At 60.8% G+C, this 18,382-nt stretch carries 17 protein-coding genes and 1 riboswitch; of the genes, 2 read left to right on the top strand and 15 right to left on the bottom strand.

Annotation, left to right across the window (positions count from 1 at the left end):
* Positions 1-71: 71 nt before the first annotated feature.
* From argS to Q0601_RS01435, 7 genes are all read right to left on the bottom strand, one after another.
* Positions 72-1,814: an arginine--tRNA ligase gene (gene argS / locus Q0601_RS01465; protein ID WP_305286348.1), complete on the bottom strand. Its 1,743-nt coding sequence runs from the start codon at positions 1,812-1,814 to the stop codon at positions 72-74.
* A 159-nt stretch (positions 1,815-1,973) separates the two neighbouring features.
* Positions 1,974-2,744: an enoyl-CoA hydratase-related protein gene (locus tag Q0601_RS01460; RefSeq protein WP_305286346.1), complete on the bottom strand. Its 771-nt coding sequence runs from the start codon at positions 2,742-2,744 to the stop codon at positions 1,974-1,976.
* Between the two features lie 63 nt (positions 2,745-2,807).
* Positions 2,808-3,266, bottom strand: a complete 459-nt coding sequence (locus Q0601_RS01455) for a cytochrome c-type biogenesis protein (protein WP_305286344.1) — start codon at positions 3,264-3,266, stop codon at positions 2,808-2,810.
* Entirely contained in the window at positions 3,263-5,224 is a 1,962-nt protein-coding gene (locus Q0601_RS01450; protein ID WP_305286342.1) for a heme lyase CcmF/NrfE family subunit, read from the bottom strand. Before Q0601_RS01450 ends, Q0601_RS01455 begins: the two co-directional genes overlap by 4 nt.
* Before the next feature lie 114 nt (positions 5,225-5,338).
* Entirely contained in the window at positions 5,339-5,851 is a 513-nt protein-coding gene (locus tag Q0601_RS01445) for a holin family protein (protein WP_305286340.1), read from the bottom strand.
* Positions 5,842-6,468, bottom strand: a complete 627-nt coding sequence (locus Q0601_RS01440; protein ID WP_305286338.1) for a holin-associated N-acetylmuramidase — start codon at positions 6,466-6,468, stop codon at positions 5,842-5,844. Before Q0601_RS01440 ends, Q0601_RS01445 begins: the two co-directional genes overlap by 10 nt.
* 113 nt (positions 6,469-6,581) lie before the next feature.
* The gene (locus Q0601_RS01435) at positions 6,582-7,019 is read right to left on the bottom strand and encodes a hypothetical protein (RefSeq protein WP_305286336.1); all 438 of its coding nucleotides are present in this window, start codon (positions 7,017-7,019) and stop codon (positions 6,582-6,584) included.
* Between the two features lie 206 nt (positions 7,020-7,225).
* Here Q0601_RS01435 and Q0601_RS01430 point away from each other — a divergent pair, with 206 nt between their 5' ends.
* Positions 7,226-9,124 carry a propionyl-CoA synthetase gene (locus tag Q0601_RS01430; protein WP_305286334.1) on the top strand — a complete coding sequence of 633 codons (1,899 nt, stop codon included), beginning with the start codon at positions 7,226-7,228 and terminating at the stop codon, positions 9,122-9,124.
* 39 nt (positions 9,125-9,163) lie between these two features.
* Here the strand turns inward: Q0601_RS01430 and Q0601_RS01425 are convergent, their stop codons facing one another.
* From Q0601_RS01425 to ectA, 8 genes are all read right to left on the bottom strand, one after another.
* Entirely contained in the window at positions 9,164-9,904 is a 741-nt protein-coding gene (locus Q0601_RS01425; RefSeq protein WP_305286332.1) for an ABC transporter ATP-binding protein, read from the bottom strand.
* The gene (locus tag Q0601_RS01420; RefSeq protein ID WP_305286330.1) at positions 9,901-10,887 is read right to left on the bottom strand and encodes a FecCD family ABC transporter permease; all 987 of its coding nucleotides are present in this window, start codon (positions 10,885-10,887) and stop codon (positions 9,901-9,903) included. The genes Q0601_RS01425 and Q0601_RS01420 overlap by 4 nt, the downstream gene beginning before the upstream one ends.
* Entirely contained in the window at positions 10,884-11,684 is an 801-nt protein-coding gene (locus Q0601_RS01415) for an ABC transporter substrate-binding protein (RefSeq protein WP_305286328.1), read from the bottom strand. Before Q0601_RS01415 ends, Q0601_RS01420 begins: the two co-directional genes overlap by 4 nt.
* Positions 11,671-13,497 (bottom strand): TonB-dependent receptor plug domain-containing protein, encoded by a 1,827-nt coding sequence (locus tag Q0601_RS01410; RefSeq protein WP_305286326.1) that lies wholly within the window; start codon positions 13,495-13,497, stop codon positions 11,671-11,673. Before Q0601_RS01410 ends, Q0601_RS01415 begins: the two co-directional genes overlap by 14 nt.
* Before the next feature lie 121 nt (positions 13,498-13,618).
* Positions 13,619-13,813, bottom strand: a riboswitch (cobalamin riboswitch).
* Positions 13,814-13,925: 112 nt separating this feature from the next.
* Positions 13,926-15,350 carry an aspartate kinase gene (locus Q0601_RS01405; RefSeq protein ID WP_305286324.1) on the bottom strand — a complete coding sequence of 475 codons (1,425 nt, stop codon included), beginning with the start codon at positions 15,348-15,350 and terminating at the stop codon, positions 13,926-13,928.
* 2 nt (positions 15,351-15,352) lie between these two features.
* Positions 15,353-15,748: an ectoine synthase gene (locus tag Q0601_RS01400; RefSeq protein WP_305286321.1), complete on the bottom strand. Its 396-nt coding sequence runs from the start codon at positions 15,746-15,748 to the stop codon at positions 15,353-15,355.
* A gap of 5 nt (positions 15,749-15,753) precedes the next feature.
* Positions 15,754-17,046 (bottom strand): diaminobutyrate--2-oxoglutarate transaminase, encoded by a 1,293-nt coding sequence (gene ectB / locus Q0601_RS01395; RefSeq protein ID WP_305286319.1) that lies wholly within the window; start codon positions 17,044-17,046, stop codon positions 15,754-15,756.
* A 57-nt stretch (positions 17,047-17,103) separates the two neighbouring features.
* Positions 17,104-17,652: a diaminobutyrate acetyltransferase gene (ectA, locus tag Q0601_RS01390; RefSeq protein WP_305286317.1), complete on the bottom strand. Its 549-nt coding sequence runs from the start codon at positions 17,650-17,652 to the stop codon at positions 17,104-17,106.
* Between the two features lie 222 nt (positions 17,653-17,874).
* Between ectA and Q0601_RS01385 the strand changes: the two genes are divergently transcribed.
* Positions 17,875-18,381, top strand: coding sequence for a MarR family winged helix-turn-helix transcriptional regulator (locus tag Q0601_RS01385; protein WP_305286315.1), 507 nt, complete (start codon positions 17,875-17,877; stop codon positions 18,379-18,381).
* Position 18,382 lies beyond the last annotated feature (1 nt).

Genomic DNA, 18,382 nt, shown 5'->3' with positions numbered 1-18,382 from the left:
GCCTGCCTGCCTGCCGGTTAACCCGGCTTTACTGTTACCTGCTCGTTCCTTGCCGACAGGGGCGCATTATATCAGCGCATTTCCTCTGCCGAAGCTACACCCAAGATACCGAGTCCACAGGAAATGACAACGCCGACGGCGCGAACCAGGGCAATTTTTGCCTGACTCGCAGCGAAATCATCATCCTGAACGAAGCGCAGGCTGGCATCGTCATTGCCACGATTCCACAATGAGTGCAGCTCTGACGCGATATCATAGAGGAAAAATGCAATGCGATGCGGCTCATGCGCACGGGCGGCATGCTCGACCAGGCGTGGCCATTCTGCAACTTTTTTCGCCAGGTCAAGCTCGGCCGGATGCGAAATCCGGGCCAGATCGGCGGAAAGCAGCGCCTTATCCGAAACATCGATCCCGGCCTCTCGCGCGCGGCGCAGCACCGAATGAACCCGTGCGCTGGCATATTGCACATACCAGACCGGATTATCCTTGGACTGTTCAAGCACCTTGGCGAAGTCGAAATCCAGAGGCGCGTCATTCTTGCGTGTCAGCATGATGAAGCGGGTCACATCGGCCCCCGCTTCCTCGACCACATCGCGCAGCGTGACAAAGGTGCCCGCGCGCTTGGACATCTTGAACGGCTCGCCATTCCTGAACAGCTTCACAAGCTGGATCAGCTTGATGTCCAGAGGCACACGACCGTTCGACAATGCCTTGACCGCCGCGTTCATCCGCTTGACATAACCGCCATGATCGGCGCCGAACACATCGATCAGCTGATCGAAACCCCGGTCGATCTTATCCCAGTGATAGGCGATGTCGGGCGCGAAATAGGTCCAGGCCCCGTCCGATTTCTGGATCGGCCGGTCCACATCGTCGCCATGCGTGGTCGAGCGGAACAGCATCTGCTCGCGCTCTTCCCAATCCTCGGGCAGCTTGCCCTTGGGCGGTTCCAGCACGCCGCGATAGATCAGGCCCATACTGTCCAGCCGCTCGATCGCGGCTTCGATCTTGCCGCTGCCGTAAAGCGCCTTTTCGCTTGAATAGACATCCATGCGCACGCCAAGCGCGTCCAGATCGTCGCGGATCATCTGCATCATCGCCTGAGTGGCGAATTCGCGGATATCGTCCAGCCAATCCTCTTCCGGCTTGTCCAGCAGAGTGTCGCCATATCTCTTCTTAAGCGCCTCGCCCACCGGAATAAGATAATCGCCGGGATAAAGCCCCTCGCTGATCGTGGGTTCAAGACCGTTGGCCTCGCGATACCGCTCATAGGCGGAACGCGCCAGAACATCGACCTGCGCGCCGCCGTCATTGATATAATATTCGCGGGTTACGTCATGGCCCGAGAAATCCAGAAGATTGGCCAGGGCATCCCCGAAGACCGCCCCGCGGACATGGCCGACATGCATCGGGCCGGTGGGATTGGCACTGACGAATTCGACATTGACGCGGGTATCGGCACCGATCCGCGAGCGACCGAAATCCGCGCCATCCTTGATCGCGGCCTTGACCACTCCATGCCAGATGTCCGGCGCAAGGCGCAGATTAAGGAATCCCGGTCCCGCCACCTCGGCGCTGCTGATACGCGGATCGGTCAGCCTTGCGGCAAGCTTTTCGGCGATATCGCGCGGTTTGGCCCCGGCAGGTTTTGCCAGCACCATGGCTGCATTGGTCGCCATGTCCCCATGCGCCGGATCGCGCGGCGGCTCGACCGCGACATTCGAGAAATCCAGACCCTTGGGCAGTTCCCCTGCCTCGGTCATCTGCTCCAGCGCGGCAAGAACGGTGCCGCGAAGATCGGTGAAAAGGTTCATTTTGGTCTTCCTGACTGATCATCGCGGGTTAACGCCACTCACCGGGGGAGGTCAACCATTCAAAGCCACGGCACCTTCCGGTCCGCAGCCCCGAAATGTCAGGTGAACCGGAACGCAAACCGGCAGACGCGGGAAACCGTCCTTACTTCCCGGTCGTCCTTACTTCCCGGTAAAGCTTGGCTTGCGCTTTTCGAGAAAGGCTGCCACCCCCTCGCGGAAATCATCGCTGCGCCCTGCCCGTCCCTGCAGACTGGCTTCAAGCTTCAGTTGCGCATCCAGATCATTGTCGAAGGATGCCGCCACCGCCTGCCGCACCGACAGATAGGCCGAGGTCGGCCCCTGAGCGAGTTGCCGGGCGCGGTCGGCAACGATCCCGGTGAAATCCTCGTCGGGAACCGCTTCCCAGATCAGGCCCCAATCGGCGGCCTTGCGGGCGGGAATTGCATCCGCGAAGAGCATCAGCCCCATGGCGCGCGCAGCCCCGACCGCACGCGGGATCGCCCATGTGCCGCCTGCATCAGGAATCAGCCCGATCCGGGTGAAAGCCTGAATGAACTTGGCGTTGTCCGCCGCGATCACCACATCGGCGACAAGCGCAAGATTGGCCCCCGCCCCCGCCGCCACGCCATTGACCGCCGCGATCACCGGAACCGGGCAGTTGCGGACCGCACGCAGCATCGGCTCGTATTCGTCGCGCAGGGTTGCTTCCAGATCGATCGCCGACCCGGCATCGGTCAGATCCTGGCCAGAGCAGAAAGCCGCGCCCGATCCGGTCATGACAACACAGCGCAATTCGTCGGGCAGTTCGGTCAGCACCTGCGTGATCTCGGCCCGCATCCTGCCGTTCAAGGCATTCATCACCTTCGGGCGATTCAGCGTCAGCGTGCCGATTCCGCCTTCGGTGGTGAACTCGATCGTTTCGTAATTCATGCCATCCCCTTCTTTGCGGCACATGATGCCCAGATTCCGCAACGATAAAAGCGGAACCCGGCGTCAATCTCGCATGATTTCGCGCAGGCGCGCCTGCTCGTCATCTTTCAGCGGTTCGGGAACCGCCGCCTCGCGCGACCGTGCCTTTACGAAACCCCATGCAATCAGCAGACCGATGAAGGCCATGACCGGACCCGCCAGCCACAGGATCAGGTTCGAGCCGCGGGCGCGTGGTTCAAACAGGACATATTCCCCGAAGCGATCGACGACCGCATCGATCACCTTGTCATCATTATCGCCCGCCACCAGACGCTCGCGCACATATAGCCGCAGATCACGGCTGATCGCCGCATTGGATTCGTCGATATTCTCACCCTGGCAAATGGGACAGCGCAGCTTTTGCGAAATCTCGCGGGCGCGCGCCTCCAGCACGGGATCGTCAAGCACCTCGTCCGGCTGCACCGCGAAAACGGGCGACACCAGCGCCAGCAACAGCGCCGCTATCAGGCTCAGCCGTTTCATTCGGCCGGCACCGCTGCCGCAGGGCTTCGGCGCTTTTCGCCCGCCGCAACACGGTAGCGGCGGTCCGACAGGCTGATCGCTCCGCCCAGCGCCATCAGGATCGCGCCCGCCCAGATCCAGTTGGCAAAGGGCTTCACATAGGATCGCACTGCCCAGCCCCCATCCTTCTGGGCATCGCCGATGACAAGATAAATGTCGCGGAACAGACCGTTATCTATCGCCGCTTCGGTCGTCGGCATCGCCTGCACCGGATAGACGCGCTTTTCAGGATGAAGCAGCGCAACCTGCCGGCCGTTCCGCTGCACCTCCATCGTCGCCATGGTCGAGATGTAATTCGGCCCTTCGATCTCATTCACCTCCTTGAGCGTGATCTGGTAGCCGGCGACCTCGAAAGGCGCGTCGATCTGCGCGACGCGGATATCCTCGGTCTGCCAGGCAGTCAGCAGCGCCACGCCGATAAAGGTCACGCCCAGCCCCGCATGCGCCACCGCCTTGCCCCAATCGGCCCGCGGCAGCCGCAACAGCCGTGACAGGCCCGAATTTCCAGTGCGGTAAATCAGTTCCGCCACCGCGCCGCCGATCAGCCACGCGCCCAGCCCGGCGCCGATCAGGGCGATGGCGGAACGACCGGTGGAGACCGAGAAGACCAACAGCATGACCGCCCCGGTAAAAATCAACGCGCCGCGCAGGGGTTTCAATGCCCGCATCGATCCGCGTTTCCAGGGGATGATCGCCCCCAAAGGCAGGGCGATGGCCAGGATCAGCATGAAGGGGGTGAATGCCTTGTTGAAGAAGGGTGCGCCGACCGAAAGCTTGCGGTCCCAAAGCATTTCAGCCAGCAGGGGCCACATGGTTCCAACGAAAACGACCAGAGCCGAGACTGCCAGCAATACATTATTGACCACCAACGCCCCTTCGCGCGATGCCGGAGTAAAGACCCCCCGCGCCGTCATCTGCCCGGCCCGCGCGGCATAAAGCGTCAATGCGCCGCCGGTAAACACGGCCAGAATGGCAAGGATGAAGATGCCACGTGTCGGATCGCTTGCGAAACTGTGGACCGAGGTGATCACGCCCGACCGGACGATGAATGTCCCGATCATCGAAAAACCGAAGGCCATGATCGCCAGCAGGATCGTCCAGCTTTTCAATGCCTCGCGCTTTTCCACGACGATTGCCGAATGCAGCAGCGCCGCCGCCAGCAGCCAGGGCATGAAACTGGCATTCTCGACCGGATCCCAGAACCAGAACCCGCCCCAGCCAAGCTCGTAATAGGCCCACCATGAACCCAGCGCGATGCCAATGGTCAGGAACATCCATGCCGCAAGCGTCCAGGGCCGGACCCATCGCGCCCATGCCGCGTCGACGCGACCTTCGATCAGGGCGGCGACGGCGAAGCTGAAGGCCATCGATAGCCCGACATAGCCCAGATAGAGAAACGGCGGATGAAAGGCCAAGCCCGGATCCTGCAAGAGCGGGTTCAGGTCGCGCCCGTCGAAAGGCGGATTCGCCAGCCGCAGAAACGGGTTCGAGGTAAAGATGATGAATGCATAGAACGCCGCGCCGATCGACGCCTGCACCGCCAGCACCCGCGCCCGAAGCTGTAGCGGCAGATTGCCCCCGAATACCGCGGCCGCCGCGCCGAACAGGGCAAGGATCAGCACCCATAAAAGCATCGAGCCTTCGTGATTCCCCCAGACGCCGGCAACCTTGTAAAGCATCGGCTTGGCGGTATGGGAATTCTCATAGACCAGTTTCAGCGAGAAATCAGAGGTCACGAATGCGACCGTCAACGCCGCGAATGACAGCCCGGTCAGCAAGAACTGCGCCATCGCCGCCGGACGCGCGCTTTCCATCCAGCCGGGCCAGCCTTTTGCCGCCCCGATCATCGGCACGATCATCTGATAGACCGCGACGGCCAGGGCAAGGATCAGGGCGAAATGGCCGAATTCTGCGATCATATGAGCGAACCTCCGTATAGGCGCAGCATAGAGCCATGAAAAAAGGGGGGAAAGTCCCCCCTTTGTCGCTACCTGTCAGTTTTCCGTGTATCCGCCGCCCTGATGCGGCAAGAATCACTGCCGTTTTCGCATATTTGCCGCCCAATCCCGCAAGGCGGCATTGTCCGGGAAATCGTCTTCGGGCACCTGAACAGCCCGTTGCGCTGCGGGTTCCGCGCCTTTCGCGGGCCAATGGCGATTGCGGAAATAATGCGCTTCACGCGCGCAGAAATAAAATCCGACAATCGCGCCAAGCAACCACCAAAGCGGCTCGGGCACCTGCTGCAGGCCCTCCATCCGCAATCCGAAGCCGGTGGGCTCGATCATCGCATAACCGAAAAGCGCCATCGTCCCCAAAGCCAGAAGCGGCCGGGGAAGCCTGTTCAATCCATTGACGATACTGTCGAACCAACCGCCGTCACGGCCCATGAATTCCTGCCCGAACTGAGTGACCGCCCGCGCATATGCCGCTTCGTCCAGTTCCATCCGGCGGGTGGCGTTCTGGACGAAGATTTCAGCCACACCCCCCACGGCGCTGCCAAGCGCGGTGGCGCCCTGCCCGCGAACAAACCTGCCGATCAGCCCCATTGCGCGATTCTCCTGCGATGTTCGGTTTCGGATAAGTGATATCTGGGCGAGATGAAGCTTTCGGCGCGGGTGATCCATCCCCCTTTGCCGCCCTTGCGGGTGCGGGCATATTTGCGGCTGGCGGATCTGCGGTCAGCCAAAGCGTAATAATAGTTGCGCCGCGCGATCCCATAGGCATCCGCAAGATGTTCGGGCGCCGCATCCGCCGCAGCATGGGCGGCTGAAACCGTCAGGGGGCCGATCACCCCGTCGGGATTTGCCGGACATCCCATCCGCGTCACAAGCCTTTGCAGGATTTTCACGGCATTGGCACCGGAATTCACATACATGTCGAAGACCGACGCCTGCACCGTCTCTGGCAGTTCCGCCAAACGGGGGCGATGAAAATAATGTTCGACAAAGACATGTTCGGCCTGTTCGCGGGTCAGGGCCTTCACATCGGCCCGATCCACGCGGCCGTTGCCATCAAGATCCATCCCAAGCGCGCGCATGGTGCCGATGGTGACACCGTATTTGGTCGCCCCGCCCGGATCGTCCGGATCATTCACATAGCCGCCCTCGCGGGCGACGATCTCTCGTGCGATCATGCCCACGGTTGGCGCTTCAACATTTGGCATTGCATCCCTTTCGCCTGTTCCCGCCCGGATTGGCGGAGATGACGAAAGTCGCGCCCGCCGGTTAATCCCGGCTTAACCCTGCGGGCGTTGCCCTGCCTGTGGCGCCGGGCGGATCAGCTCTTCCTGCTCTTTTTGTCCGATCCCCGCGCCTCGGTGGCGGCGGCAATGGCATTGGCTGCCTCGTCCTGCATCTTCTGTGCGAAAGTCACCATCTGGGCGGCATAAGCCTCGGCCCAATCGGGGAAATTTCCGCTTTTCATGGCCGCTTTGCGCATTTCTTCGCTTTTGTCCTGCATCTTCCTGAACTGCTCTTCCCAGGCTGTCTGCATGGTCTGCCACTGGGTCCGGACATTTTCGTTCGCTTCCTCGAAATAGCCCTGCATCTGCCTGTTCAGTTCTTCCTGCCGCTGCATGGCCGTCTCTTGCCATTTGCGGGCACTGGCCATCATGTCTTCATTGCTGCTGGTCAGTTGCGCCTGCCATTCGCTGACCCGCTCTTCGAAATCGCGGGCATTGCCGGCAAGACTGGAAAACATATCGGACAGTTTCATAGCACCTCTCCTGCGGGGCAGCGGCCCGGCGAGACACACGCCGTGACAAACCCGGCCCCGGTAAACAGCCTGCTGCGGCAAGTTGATTTTGTCAAACCCGCATCAGGCCGAAACGGGCCACAAGGCGCGCTTCGGGCAAAGTGGCGTTGCAGCCGCCGAAGATCATCGTGTAACACCGGTTCTGGCAGGCAAGGAGGGGATGAGACATGACTTATCGTGACATTTACGACGCGTGGAAAGCGGATCCGGAAGCATTCTGGCTGAAAGCGGCCGAGGATATCGACTGGGACCGCGCGCCGGCCAAGGGATGGTTCGATCAGGGCCCGGTGGGGGAATGGTTCTCGGATGCGATGGTCAATACCTGCTGGAACGCCGTGGATCGCCATGTCGAGGCAGGACGCGGCGATCAGCCCGCAGTCATTCATGACAGCCCTGTCACCGGCAGCGTCCAGAAGATCACCTTTTCCGAGCTGCGCGACAGGGTCGCCCGTCTGGCAGGTGCCTTACAGGCAAAAGGCGTCGTCAAGGGCGACAGGGTCATTATCTATATGCCGATGGTTCCCGAGGCGATCATCGCCATGCTCGCATGCGCAAGGATCGGTGCGATACATTCCGTCGTCTTCGGTGGCTTTGCCGCGCGGGAACTGGCGGTGCGTATCGACGATGCAACCCCCCGCGCCATCATCTCGGCCTCCTGCGGAATCGAGCCGGGCCGGATCGTCAGCTATAAGCCGCTGCTGGACACGGCCATCAGCATGGCCACCCACAAGCCGGAATTCTGCGTGATCCTGCAACGGGAACAGGAAATCGCCGAGATGATCCCCGGACGGGATTTTGAATGGGACAGCTTCCAGCAGGATGCCGTTCCGGCGGATTGCCTGCCTGTCGAGGGCAACCATCCGCTCTATGTTCTATACACTTCGGGAACGACCGGTAAGCCCAAGGGCGTGATCAGGCATAGCGCCGGACATCTGGTGGCACTGAACTGGTCGATGAAGAATATCTACGACATCGATGCCGGAGACGTATATTGGGCCGCCTCGGATGTCGGCTGGGTGGTCGGGCATAGCTATATCTGCTATGCGCCGCTATTCACGGGCGCGACGACGATCATATTCGAGGGGAAACCGGTCGGAACGCCGGATGCCGGAACCTTCTGGCGCGTGATAAGCGAGCACAAGGTCAAAAGCTTCTTCACCGCTCCGACCGCCATCCGGGCCGTCAAACGCGAGGATCCGGATGGCAAGCTGATCGGCAATTACGATCTGTCTGCTCTCAAGGCGGTGTTTCTGGCAGGCGAACGGGCCGATCCGGATACGATCACCTGGCTTGAGGACAAGCTGAACCTGCCAGTTCTGGATCACTGGTGGCAAACGGAAACCGGCTGGTCCATCGCCGCGAACCCTTTCGGCATCGAGCATCTGCCGGTCAAGAAGGGCAGCCCCTCGGTGGCGATGCCCGGCTATGATGTTCATATCCTTGACGATTCAGGCAATGAGACGCCAACCGGGATGCTTGGGGCGATTGCGATCAAATTGCCGTTGCCGCCGGGGGCCCTGCCGAATCTGTGGAATGCCGAAGCGCGGCTTCACAAGGCTTATTTCGAGCGTTTCCCCGGCTATTACGAAACCGGTGACGCGGGATATGTCGATGCGGATGGTTATCTTTATATCATGGCGCGTACCGATGACGTGATCAATGTCGCCGGACACCGCCTGTCCACCGGCGCCATGGAAGAGGTTCTTGCCTCGCATCCGGCCGTCGCCGAGGCTGCGGTGATCGGCGCAAGCGATCCGCTGAAAGGCGAGGTGCCGCTGGGTTTCCTGTGCCTGAAACGCGGCATCGACGCGCCGGACGAACAGATCACCCGAGAGGTCGTTGCCATGGTCCGGGACAAGATCGGGCCGGTCGCCGCTTTCAAGACCGCCTGCGTGGTCGAGCGGTTGCCCAAGACCCGCTCGGGCAAGATCCTCCGCGCGATCATGGCAAAGGTCGCGAATGGCGAAACGGTAACTGCGCCCGCCACGATCGACGATCCCGCGATTCTGGATGAAATTGCCGATGCATTGAAAAAGGCCGGACATATCGGGCAAGGCGCCTCCTGACAGCGCCCCTGCCGTCCCGGCCATTCCCCCTGCACAGCCTCAGACCGGCAGAACCGCCGGTCCGTCCGGTGTCTCGATATGGCGCAAGGTGATGCCGAACGCATCCTGCACGGTCTCGTCCCGAAGCACATGCCGGGGATCGCCATCTGCCAGCACCCTTCCCCCGGCCAGAAGCACGAGACGGTCGCAGAACCGGACGGCAAGCCCAAGATCGTGCAACGATACAAGCAGGCCCCTGCCCTCTTGCGCGAGTTGCCGGAACAGGCGCAGGCAGGCAAGCTGTTGCGCCGGATCAAGCCCCGCGACCGGCTCATCCGCGACGATCAGCGGGGTTTGCTGCGCCAATGCCCGCGCAATCAGAACCCGCGCCTGTTCGCCCCCCGAAAGGCGCAGCGCGGTCCGATGGCGGAATGGCTGCAGCTCCATGCGGGTGATGGCGGATTCGATGGCGTCCCTGTCTTCTGCCCTGTATCCGCCGCCCGGCCAGGGAAGGCGCCCCAGCGAGATCAGATCCTCGACACTGACGGGCCAGGCAATTTCACGCGATTGCGGCAGATAGGCGGCTTTGCGGGCGCGCCCTTCCGTTCCCATCGCTGCAAGGCTGGAACTGCCGGAAAACGGAATCATCCCCAGCGCGGCCTCCATCAGGGTCGATTTTCCCGCGCCGTTCGGACCGATCAGCCCGACCAGTTCACCTTCGTTAATGGTCAGGCTAACATCGTTCAACACCTGCCGATTGCGCCGGATCACCGAAAGTTCCCGCAGTTCGAGCAAACTCATATCCTGCCTCCGCTGCGGGTCTTCCAGATCAGATGCAGAAACAGCGGCGCACCGATGATCGCCGTCAGCACGCCCAGTTTCAGATCCCTCTCGGGCACGATCATCCGCACGGCGATATCCGCAGTCAGCACAAGGATCGCACCGCCAAGCGCCGATGCCGGTAACAGCAGCGACGGGCGCGCGCCAACCCACGGCCTGAGGATATGCGGAACGACAAGCCCCACGAAGCCGATTACTCCGGCGACCGCAGTTGCCGGGCCAATCATAAGCGCCAGCCCCGCGATCAGGCGCCATCTTAGCGCCACCGCCGAAACTCCCATCGACATCGCCGCGGATTCCCCCAGCGTGAGTGCATCCAGCCCGCGCGCCGTGCCACAGACCAGTACAGCGCCCAGCAGGATCAACGGCAAGGCAAGCGCGACATGCAGCATCGAGCGGTCGGCCAGCGATCCCATCAGCCAGAAGACGATCTCATTCGCCGCGTAGGGATTGGGAGACAGGTTGAGAACCAATGCGGTCCCGGCATTCGCCAATGCCGAGATGGCAATTCCGGCAAGGATCAGCGTGACCGACCCGCCGCCCGGACCGGCCAGCAGGATCAGCAGGCCCGCTCCGGCCGCCGCGCCGATCAGTGCCGATAGCGGCAATACAAGTGGCGCGTTCAGGGCCATTCCGGTCTGAATCGCCAGAACCGCCCCCAGCGCGGCCATCCCCGAAACGCCGATCAGCCCCGGCTCGGCCAGCGGATTGCGCAGATAACCCTGCATCGCCGCTCCGCCAAGTCCAAGCGCCCCGCCGATTGCCAGCCCAAGGATCGCGCGCGGCAGACGGATCTCGCGCATGACGATCGGAACCGGGCCGTCGCCGCCCCATATCATCGCCAGAAGACTGTCAGCCATGCCCAGATCGGCGGGACCGGTTACCAGAGACAGGATGAACAGCCCAAGCATCAGCAGCGTCAGGAGGGCGAAAACCGGTTTCATTGCAGTTCCCCGATGGCGCGAAGAATATACGGGGTGCCGCAAACCCAGTCCCGGTCCGTCGCCTCGGCGACCCCGAATGAGAGTTTCTTCAGTGCGGGATGATCAAGGATCGCCTCGGACCGGGATTGCCCGGGCCATTTCGAGCCGGTAATCACCCGGTCCGGCTGCGACATCACGATCAGTTCCATGGGCAGCGCCGAGGTGTCGTCGATACCGAAATCTCCGGCGACATTATCGTAACCCGCCGCATCCAGAATCGTCCCGGCCAGCGTGTTCCGCCCGGAGGTGAAACCATTCGCATAATAAAGCGCAGCCCTGCCGCGCCGGGTCTTGCTGGCGGTAGCCTCCAGACCCTCATCGAAATCGGCAAGCAGGGCGTCCGCCGCTTGCTCACGGCCCAGCAACGCCCCCATATGGCGGATCTCCTTGCGGATCGACTCGATGCTTTCGGCCGGAGGAAAAACCTCGACGCGGATCCCAAGCCGCCGCAACATCTGCACGGTCGGCCCTTGCGTGAATTGCCCCGCAATAACCAGATCGGGACGCATCAGATAGATTTCCTCGGCCCGGCCATGATTTTCCTGGTACGCCGCAGCCTTGTCCGCCATCGATGACATCCGGGGATCCGCCGCCAGATCGCTGACCGAAATCAACTGCCCTTCCGCCGCAAGCAACATGGCAATCTGATCGGTGCACAGATTCATCGACACCACACGCTGCGGCGCGGACTCGGCGGGAAGGACTGCGGCGACCAGCATCGCCACCAGCCAGCCGCAGATGCGCCTAGAACGACGCACGCAGCCCCGCATAGACAGAGCGATCAGGAGTGCCATAGCTGTCAACCAATTGATATTGCTTGTCGAAGATATTCTCGATGCGCAGATAGGCTTGAGCGTTTTCGGTCAGAGGATGGCTGAACAACAGATCAACCGTCGCGAAATCCTCCAGCTCTCCCGGCCGGTGGGCCAGATACCGCAGCGCGATACCTGCCGTGGTCCCGCTTGTGAATTCCGTCTCGACGCCAAGGTGAAGACTATGCGCGGGCACATCCGCCCAGTTCGCGATCACATTGCTGTCCGTGTAGGTATAGGATGCCGTCAGGGCGTGGCCCGCGCCAAAAGCAAAGCGGCCATCGAGTTCCACCCCCTTGCGGCGGGCCTTTCCATCGACCTGCGCGTAGCATCCCGGCCAACCCGTCTCGACCGCGCTCTTGCAGGACACCGACTCCCTATCAAAGCCGATCAGGTTCTCTGCTTCAGTGTAGAACGCGGTGGCACGCAGATAATTCTCATCGCCCCAACGCTTTTCGACACCGAGTTCAGCGGTCACGCTTTCCTCGCGCTCCATATCCGGGTTGCCGTAGGAATCGTACAGTTCATAAAGCGACGGAGCGCGGAAGCCATTTCCGACCGCGGCCCGGAACAGCAAATCCTCGTTGGCGCGATAGACGGCCGTCAGACGGCCCGAGGTATAACCGCCGAAACGCGAATGTTCATCGCGGCGCAGCGATGCGTTGACGTCAAGCCGGGGACTGATCGGCACCGCGATTTCCGCGAAAGCGCCCGTCATGCGGGAATCGCCGTTGCCTTCGGATTTTTCCTTCTCGGTATCCGCACCAATGATCAGGCGCGTGCCCGCACCGCCCAGATCCATTGCGCCCTGCCAGGACAATTTGGTGCGGGTGCCGACAAAAGGATCACCATGACCATTCGTCCAACTCATGCGGTCGATATGATAGCGGGTCAGGGCGACATCGTGCTGAACCTCGCCAGTCGAGAACTGCGCGAAGGCACGCAGCCCATAGGATTCGCGTTCGTTATATTCATCGCCCGGTGTGCCCGTGATATCACCGCCGAACTCGTCGAAATCGCCCTCGCTTTTTTCCCAGAAACCGTTGAGGCCGATAATTGCCCCGTTCTGCAATTCATGCGCCGCATAGAAATTCAGACGGGTGGCGTCATATCCGTCACGCTCGAAATTGCCGTCATTCTCGTCCTTGGCGGAAAATCCGTCGCTGTGGATCCGGCTGGCCGAGAACGCCAGATCCGTTCCACCCTGCCGCAACGTGACGCCGTAACTGGCCAATAGCGTATTGAAGCTGCCCGCTTCGATCGCGAAACGATGGTGCGAACCCTCCTGTTCCGGGCGCAGCGATTGCATGCTGAGCACACCGCCAACCGCGCGCGACCCGTAAAGCGACGATTGCGTTCCGCGTAAAAGTTCGACCCGCCCGAGATTCGCACCAGTCATGCCGCCGATATCGAAAGCGGGCTGCCCCGCCGCCGGATCCGAGACGTCGATCCCGTCGATGATCACGGGCACATATTGCGCAGGCGCGCCCCGGACCTGCAGGTTTCCAGTCGTTCCCAGCGGCCCGGACTGAGTCATGGTGACCCCCGGCAACCGGCTGATGCTTTGCGATATGGGTTGCCCGGTCCGGTTCGCGAGGCTGTCTTCGTCAAGCACCGAAACCGAACTGCCCGAACGGCTGAGTTCGGTGGCCTCGCTGCCGGCGGTCAGGGTGATCTCGGACAGGAGAACAGGCTCCTGCGCGTTCGAGGAAAATGCCGTAAGTGCGGTGGTTACAGTCAGAATTGCGATGATTCTCATCTGTCGATTTCCTGTCGGCCGCCCGGTAGCGGGCTGGATACATTTTGCCCGGACAGACCGGCTGCCGAACGCGAGTATCACCACGACGGAAAAACCGTATCGCGCATGCCCCTCGCATGCACTCAGGGTGATCGCTTTGGCAGGTCTCCTGACTTTGCGGGTCCTTGCTTGGCCGGGCCTTCCCATCCGCAATGTCGCAGACAGTGGCATCCTCCGGCTTCGCTCGCCGCTCACAGTTGCGGGGGCAGTCGCGGGTTTGCACCGCGTTCCCTTTTCACCGGGCATGACGCCCGGAACCGAAGCAAGATGCAGTTAATCCAACATGAACGATTAAGCAAGCAAAGACGCGGGCGCTTGCGCGGCAATGAATGACCCCGGCCCGCAGGATTATCTGCGGGCCGGGGTCATCACTCACGGACAATCCGGTATTACGCCGCCTTCAACAGCCCCTGCGGTTCCTGTTCGACCAGCGCATGATGCAGGGCCCGGATCGCAGGCTTCATGACATCGCGTTCCACGATGAACTGGACATCGACCGGACGCGGCCCCTGTGTCGCGCCGATTGCTTCCAGCCCGTTATCAGCCAATGCGTTCAGACCACGGCTCAGCACCGCCAAGCCATTCAGATCGCGCCCGATCGCCGCCACCATCGAGATCGCCCGCGAGGTCACCTCCGCCGAGGGATAACGCTGCTCCAGATCCTTCTCGACCCTGCGCAAAACCTTGAGCGACGTGTCGACGTAATGCGTGACCGTGTTGGCGTTCGACACTTTCGAGACAATTCTGACATTATGCCGGGTCAGGATTTCCAGCACCGTGGCGTCATATCCTTTCGCACCGACCATATCCTGCTCGAACAATTCGAAAGCGAAAAGATCAAGCCCGGTCACGATCTCGACCCGCGCCTCGTCCGTGGGCTGGTCGTCGATCAGGGTGCCGGGATCCTCCGGTTCGAACGCATTGGTGACCCGCAGCGGTACGCCTGACTGGCGCAGGGTCTTGGCTGCCTTGGGATGGATGGCCTCCATCCCCATATTGGACAGCTGGTCGGCCACATCGTAATTCGTCCGGCCCAGTTTGCGCACGGCCTTCTGCCCGACAAGGTTCGGATCGGCGGAGGACAGGTGGAATTCCTTGTGAATGATCGCCTCGCGCGCGCCGGTCAGTGCCGCCAGCCGCGAAAAGGTCACTTCGGAATAACCCCGGTCGAATTCGCGCATCAGACCTTCGCTGCATTGCGCATAACCGGTGACGATAGGCATTTCATTCGCGGGATCGACACCGTCCATCGCCCCCCCGATACGCTGGTCAAGACTGACATCGCCTTCATCCTGCCAGCCCGACAGATCGACAAAGCGGGCGTTCACGCCGGCTCGCTGCAGCATCAGCGTGGTGACAAAGGCGGAATGCGCCTCGCCCAGCCCCGACAGAAGTTCGCGGGTCTGCATCATATGTTCGGACAGCCGGAAATGGCCGTAAGAGCAAAGGCGCTGCAAATCGATCAGGCAATTGCGGGCGCCAAGGATGCGGTCGCGGACGAAAGCATCGGCGCGCTCTGTATCGGCGGGATGGTCCAGAACAGCCTGATGCGCCCGGGCCATGGCTTGGGCCACGCGATCAAGCGCCTCGTGCCAGCCATGATCGGAATCCGAGCTGGCAAAAGCGGCATAAACCCCGGCCTCGCCCGATTTCTTGTGTTCCAGCAGCAGGTTGGTGATCCCGCCGAAGGCCGAGACGACAAAGATGCGCCCGTAGAGATCAGCCCCGCTGCGATCGCCGATGATCAGCGTGTCGCGCAATTCATTGATGCGCGACATCGACGTGCCGCCGATTTTATCGACAGTGTGGGTCATATTCAGTCCGTCAGTTCTTCCACCGGAGCATAAGAGCCATCTTCGCGGTGAACTTCCTTGCCCGTCACGGGCGGGTTGAAGCAGCAGGCCATGACCAGCTCTTCCTCGGCCCGCAGGGTGTGTTTGTCATTCAGATTCAATGCATACATGACGCCCGGCTTGATCTCATGCGTCTCGCCGGTGCCCAGATCGGTGATCGAGCCCTTGCCCGACATACAATAGACGCTTTCGAAATGGTGCTTGTAATGAAATGTATGCTCGGAGCCGGCTTCCAGCGTGGTGATATGGAACGAGAATCCCATCCCGTCATCGGCCAGCAGCATCCGGACCGAATTCCACCGGGCATCCGAAACTGAAGAATCGGTATCTTTCAATTTGTTGAAATCGCGCACGATCATCTTTGTTACTCCGCAGCTATCTTGGTTGTGGCAAGGACTTCTTCTGCCGATTCCAGCAGGATATCAAATCCCTTGTTGAAAATCTCGACCGAGGTTGTCAGCGGGGCAAGCACCTTGACGACCTGCCCGTCACTGCCAGAGGTTTCGATGATCAGGCCCTTTTCATAGGCACGGCCACAGATTTCATCGGCCAGTTCGCCGGTGCCCACGTCAACGCCGCGCATCAGGCCGCGCCCTTTCAGGAAAGCGCCGGGAACCAGATCGGCCAGTTCGGTCAGGCGCTTCTCGATCAGCATGGCCTTTTCGGCCAATTCCGTTTCGAATGCCTTGTTCGCCCAGAATTTCTCGATGGCGACGCGGGCTGTCACGAAGGCATGGGTATTGCCGCGGAATGTGCCATTATGCTCGGCAGGGCCGAACACGTCATATTCCGGACGCACGAGCACCAGCGCAAGCGGCAGACCGAAACCCGAGATGGATTTCGCCATGGTGACGATATCCGGCATGACGCCCATCTTCTCGAACGAGAAAAACGTGCCGCTGCGGCCGCAGCCTGCCTGAATATCGTCGATGATCAGCAATGCGCCATGCTTTTTCGCGATATCGGCAATCTTGCCGACAAATTCATCCGAAGCGGCGTTCAGCCCGCCCTCGCCCTGTATTGTCTCAAGCATGATCGCGGCAGGCGCATCGATCCCGCCCGAGGCATCGGACAGCATCTGGTCAAGCAACGCGGCAGCATTCACCCCCTTGGCATAGCCGTCATAGGGCATGCGGGTGACGCCCTGCTTGTCCATGCCCGCGCCGCCGCGATGATAGCCGTTTCCGGTCGCGGCCAATGCGCCCATCGTGACGCCATGGAATCCGTTGGTGAAAGCGATGATATTCGTGCGCCCGGTGACCTTGCGGGCAATTTTCATCGCCGCCTCGACCGCGTTCGCGCCGGTCGGGCCGGTGAACATCACGCGGTGGTCCATGTCGCGGGGGGTCAGGATATGACGCTCGAACGCTGTCAGAAACCCGGCCTTGGTATCGGTATGCAGATCCAGTCCGTGGGCCAGCCCGTCCGAGGTGATATGCCGGACAAGCGCATCTTTCATATCTGCATCGTTATGGCCGTAGTTCAGCGATGAGCAGCCAGCCAGAAAATCGATATACTCCACACCGTCCTGATCGGTCAGGATCGAACCGCTCGCAGAGGTGAATACCGCCGGAACGCTTCGGCAATACGAACGCGCCTCGCTTTCGCGGCGCGTGAAAATTTCGGGGTCAAGCTTCGTAATCATGTCGTCAGACATTGAAAGTCCTTTCGCACGTCGTGCGTTCTGATGAATTCCTGGAATACGAGGCACGCTTCAGGCAGCGTCAGAGGTCTCCGACGCATCCGCGGCCGGGAGAGTAATCGTCACCATATGTTCGGTCGCGTGCTGGCCATCGAAATGGGTGTCGCGCTTGTAATGCGCCTTGTCGGAAATCTCTCCGCCGACCTCGCGGGCCAAGCTGCGGAACAGCGCCCAGGATGCCTCGTTATCCTTGGTGATCGTAGTATTCAGCCGATCGGCTTCGGCACAAGCGTCACGACCGATCAGATGTTCAAGCATCCTGCGGCCAAGCCCAAGACCCCGCGCACGCGGGCTGACAGCCACCTGCCAGACGAAAAGCGCATCCTCGTTCGGGATCATGTGGCCTGAAATCCAGCCAACGATATTGCCGCCCATCTCGGCCACTACACAGGTGTCGCTGAAATGTTCGGCCTGCACGAGATTGCAATACATCGAGTTCTCATCCAGCGGACTGCATTCCCGCACCAATTCCCAGATGGCAGAGCCGTCGGTGCTTCGGGGTTTGCGCAGGACAAGTGTCCGCATGCGTTGCTTTTCGATCTCGTTCACGTCCTTGGGCATTAATCAGGCCTCTGAATTGCTTCGTGATACTAATTAATAAAAACACGCTTTGGTTGCAACCTTATCGGCAAGTTTTGGCTATTTCCGGTTAATTTTCTGTATTTTCATGGGTTTTTTATAATATCACCGCATTGCGATGTCAGAAAGTCATTAGTCAAGCGAAATATTTTACACGAAGCTTACAGATTGAACCGGTTCGATCTTTCATGTGATGATGTGGATATGGACGGTTCCGATGACAAACAACTTGACGATACCCTGATCGCTTTACGGCGTATTCTGCGGGCGACCGAGCTGTACGAGCGGGAACTGGCGCAGGCGGCGGGCCTGACGCCTGCCAAGCTGCGCGTGCTGCAAATCCTGTCGGGACGCAAGGAAGGCAACGCCACGCCGACCGCCATGGCCAACCAGATGGGAGTCCGTCAGGCGACCGTCACCGCACTTGTCGATCAGCTTGAAAACCGTGGAATGGTCCACCGCGAACGTTCCAGCACGGACAGGCGACAGACCCATGTCGTTATCGCCCCGGCCGGGGTCGAGGCTTTGCGCAGCGCTCCCAGCGCGCTGCAGCAGCATTTCGTTGCAAAGTACCAAAAACTGGAAACCTGGGAACAACAGATGATCCTGTCTGTGCTGAACAGGGTTGCCTTGATGCTGAACGCCGCCGATATCGAAGCCGCGCCGGTCCTGACGATCGGCGATATCCGCCAGGATCGCGGTCGCGGCTGAA

The organism is Paracoccus wurundjeri, from assembly GCF_030678915.1.
Classification (GTDB): domain Bacteria; phylum Pseudomonadota; class Alphaproteobacteria; order Rhodobacterales; family Rhodobacteraceae; genus Paracoccus; species Paracoccus onubensis_A.
Note: the sequence above shows the minus strand (reverse complement) of the source record. Positions and strands in the feature narration are given on the sequence as shown.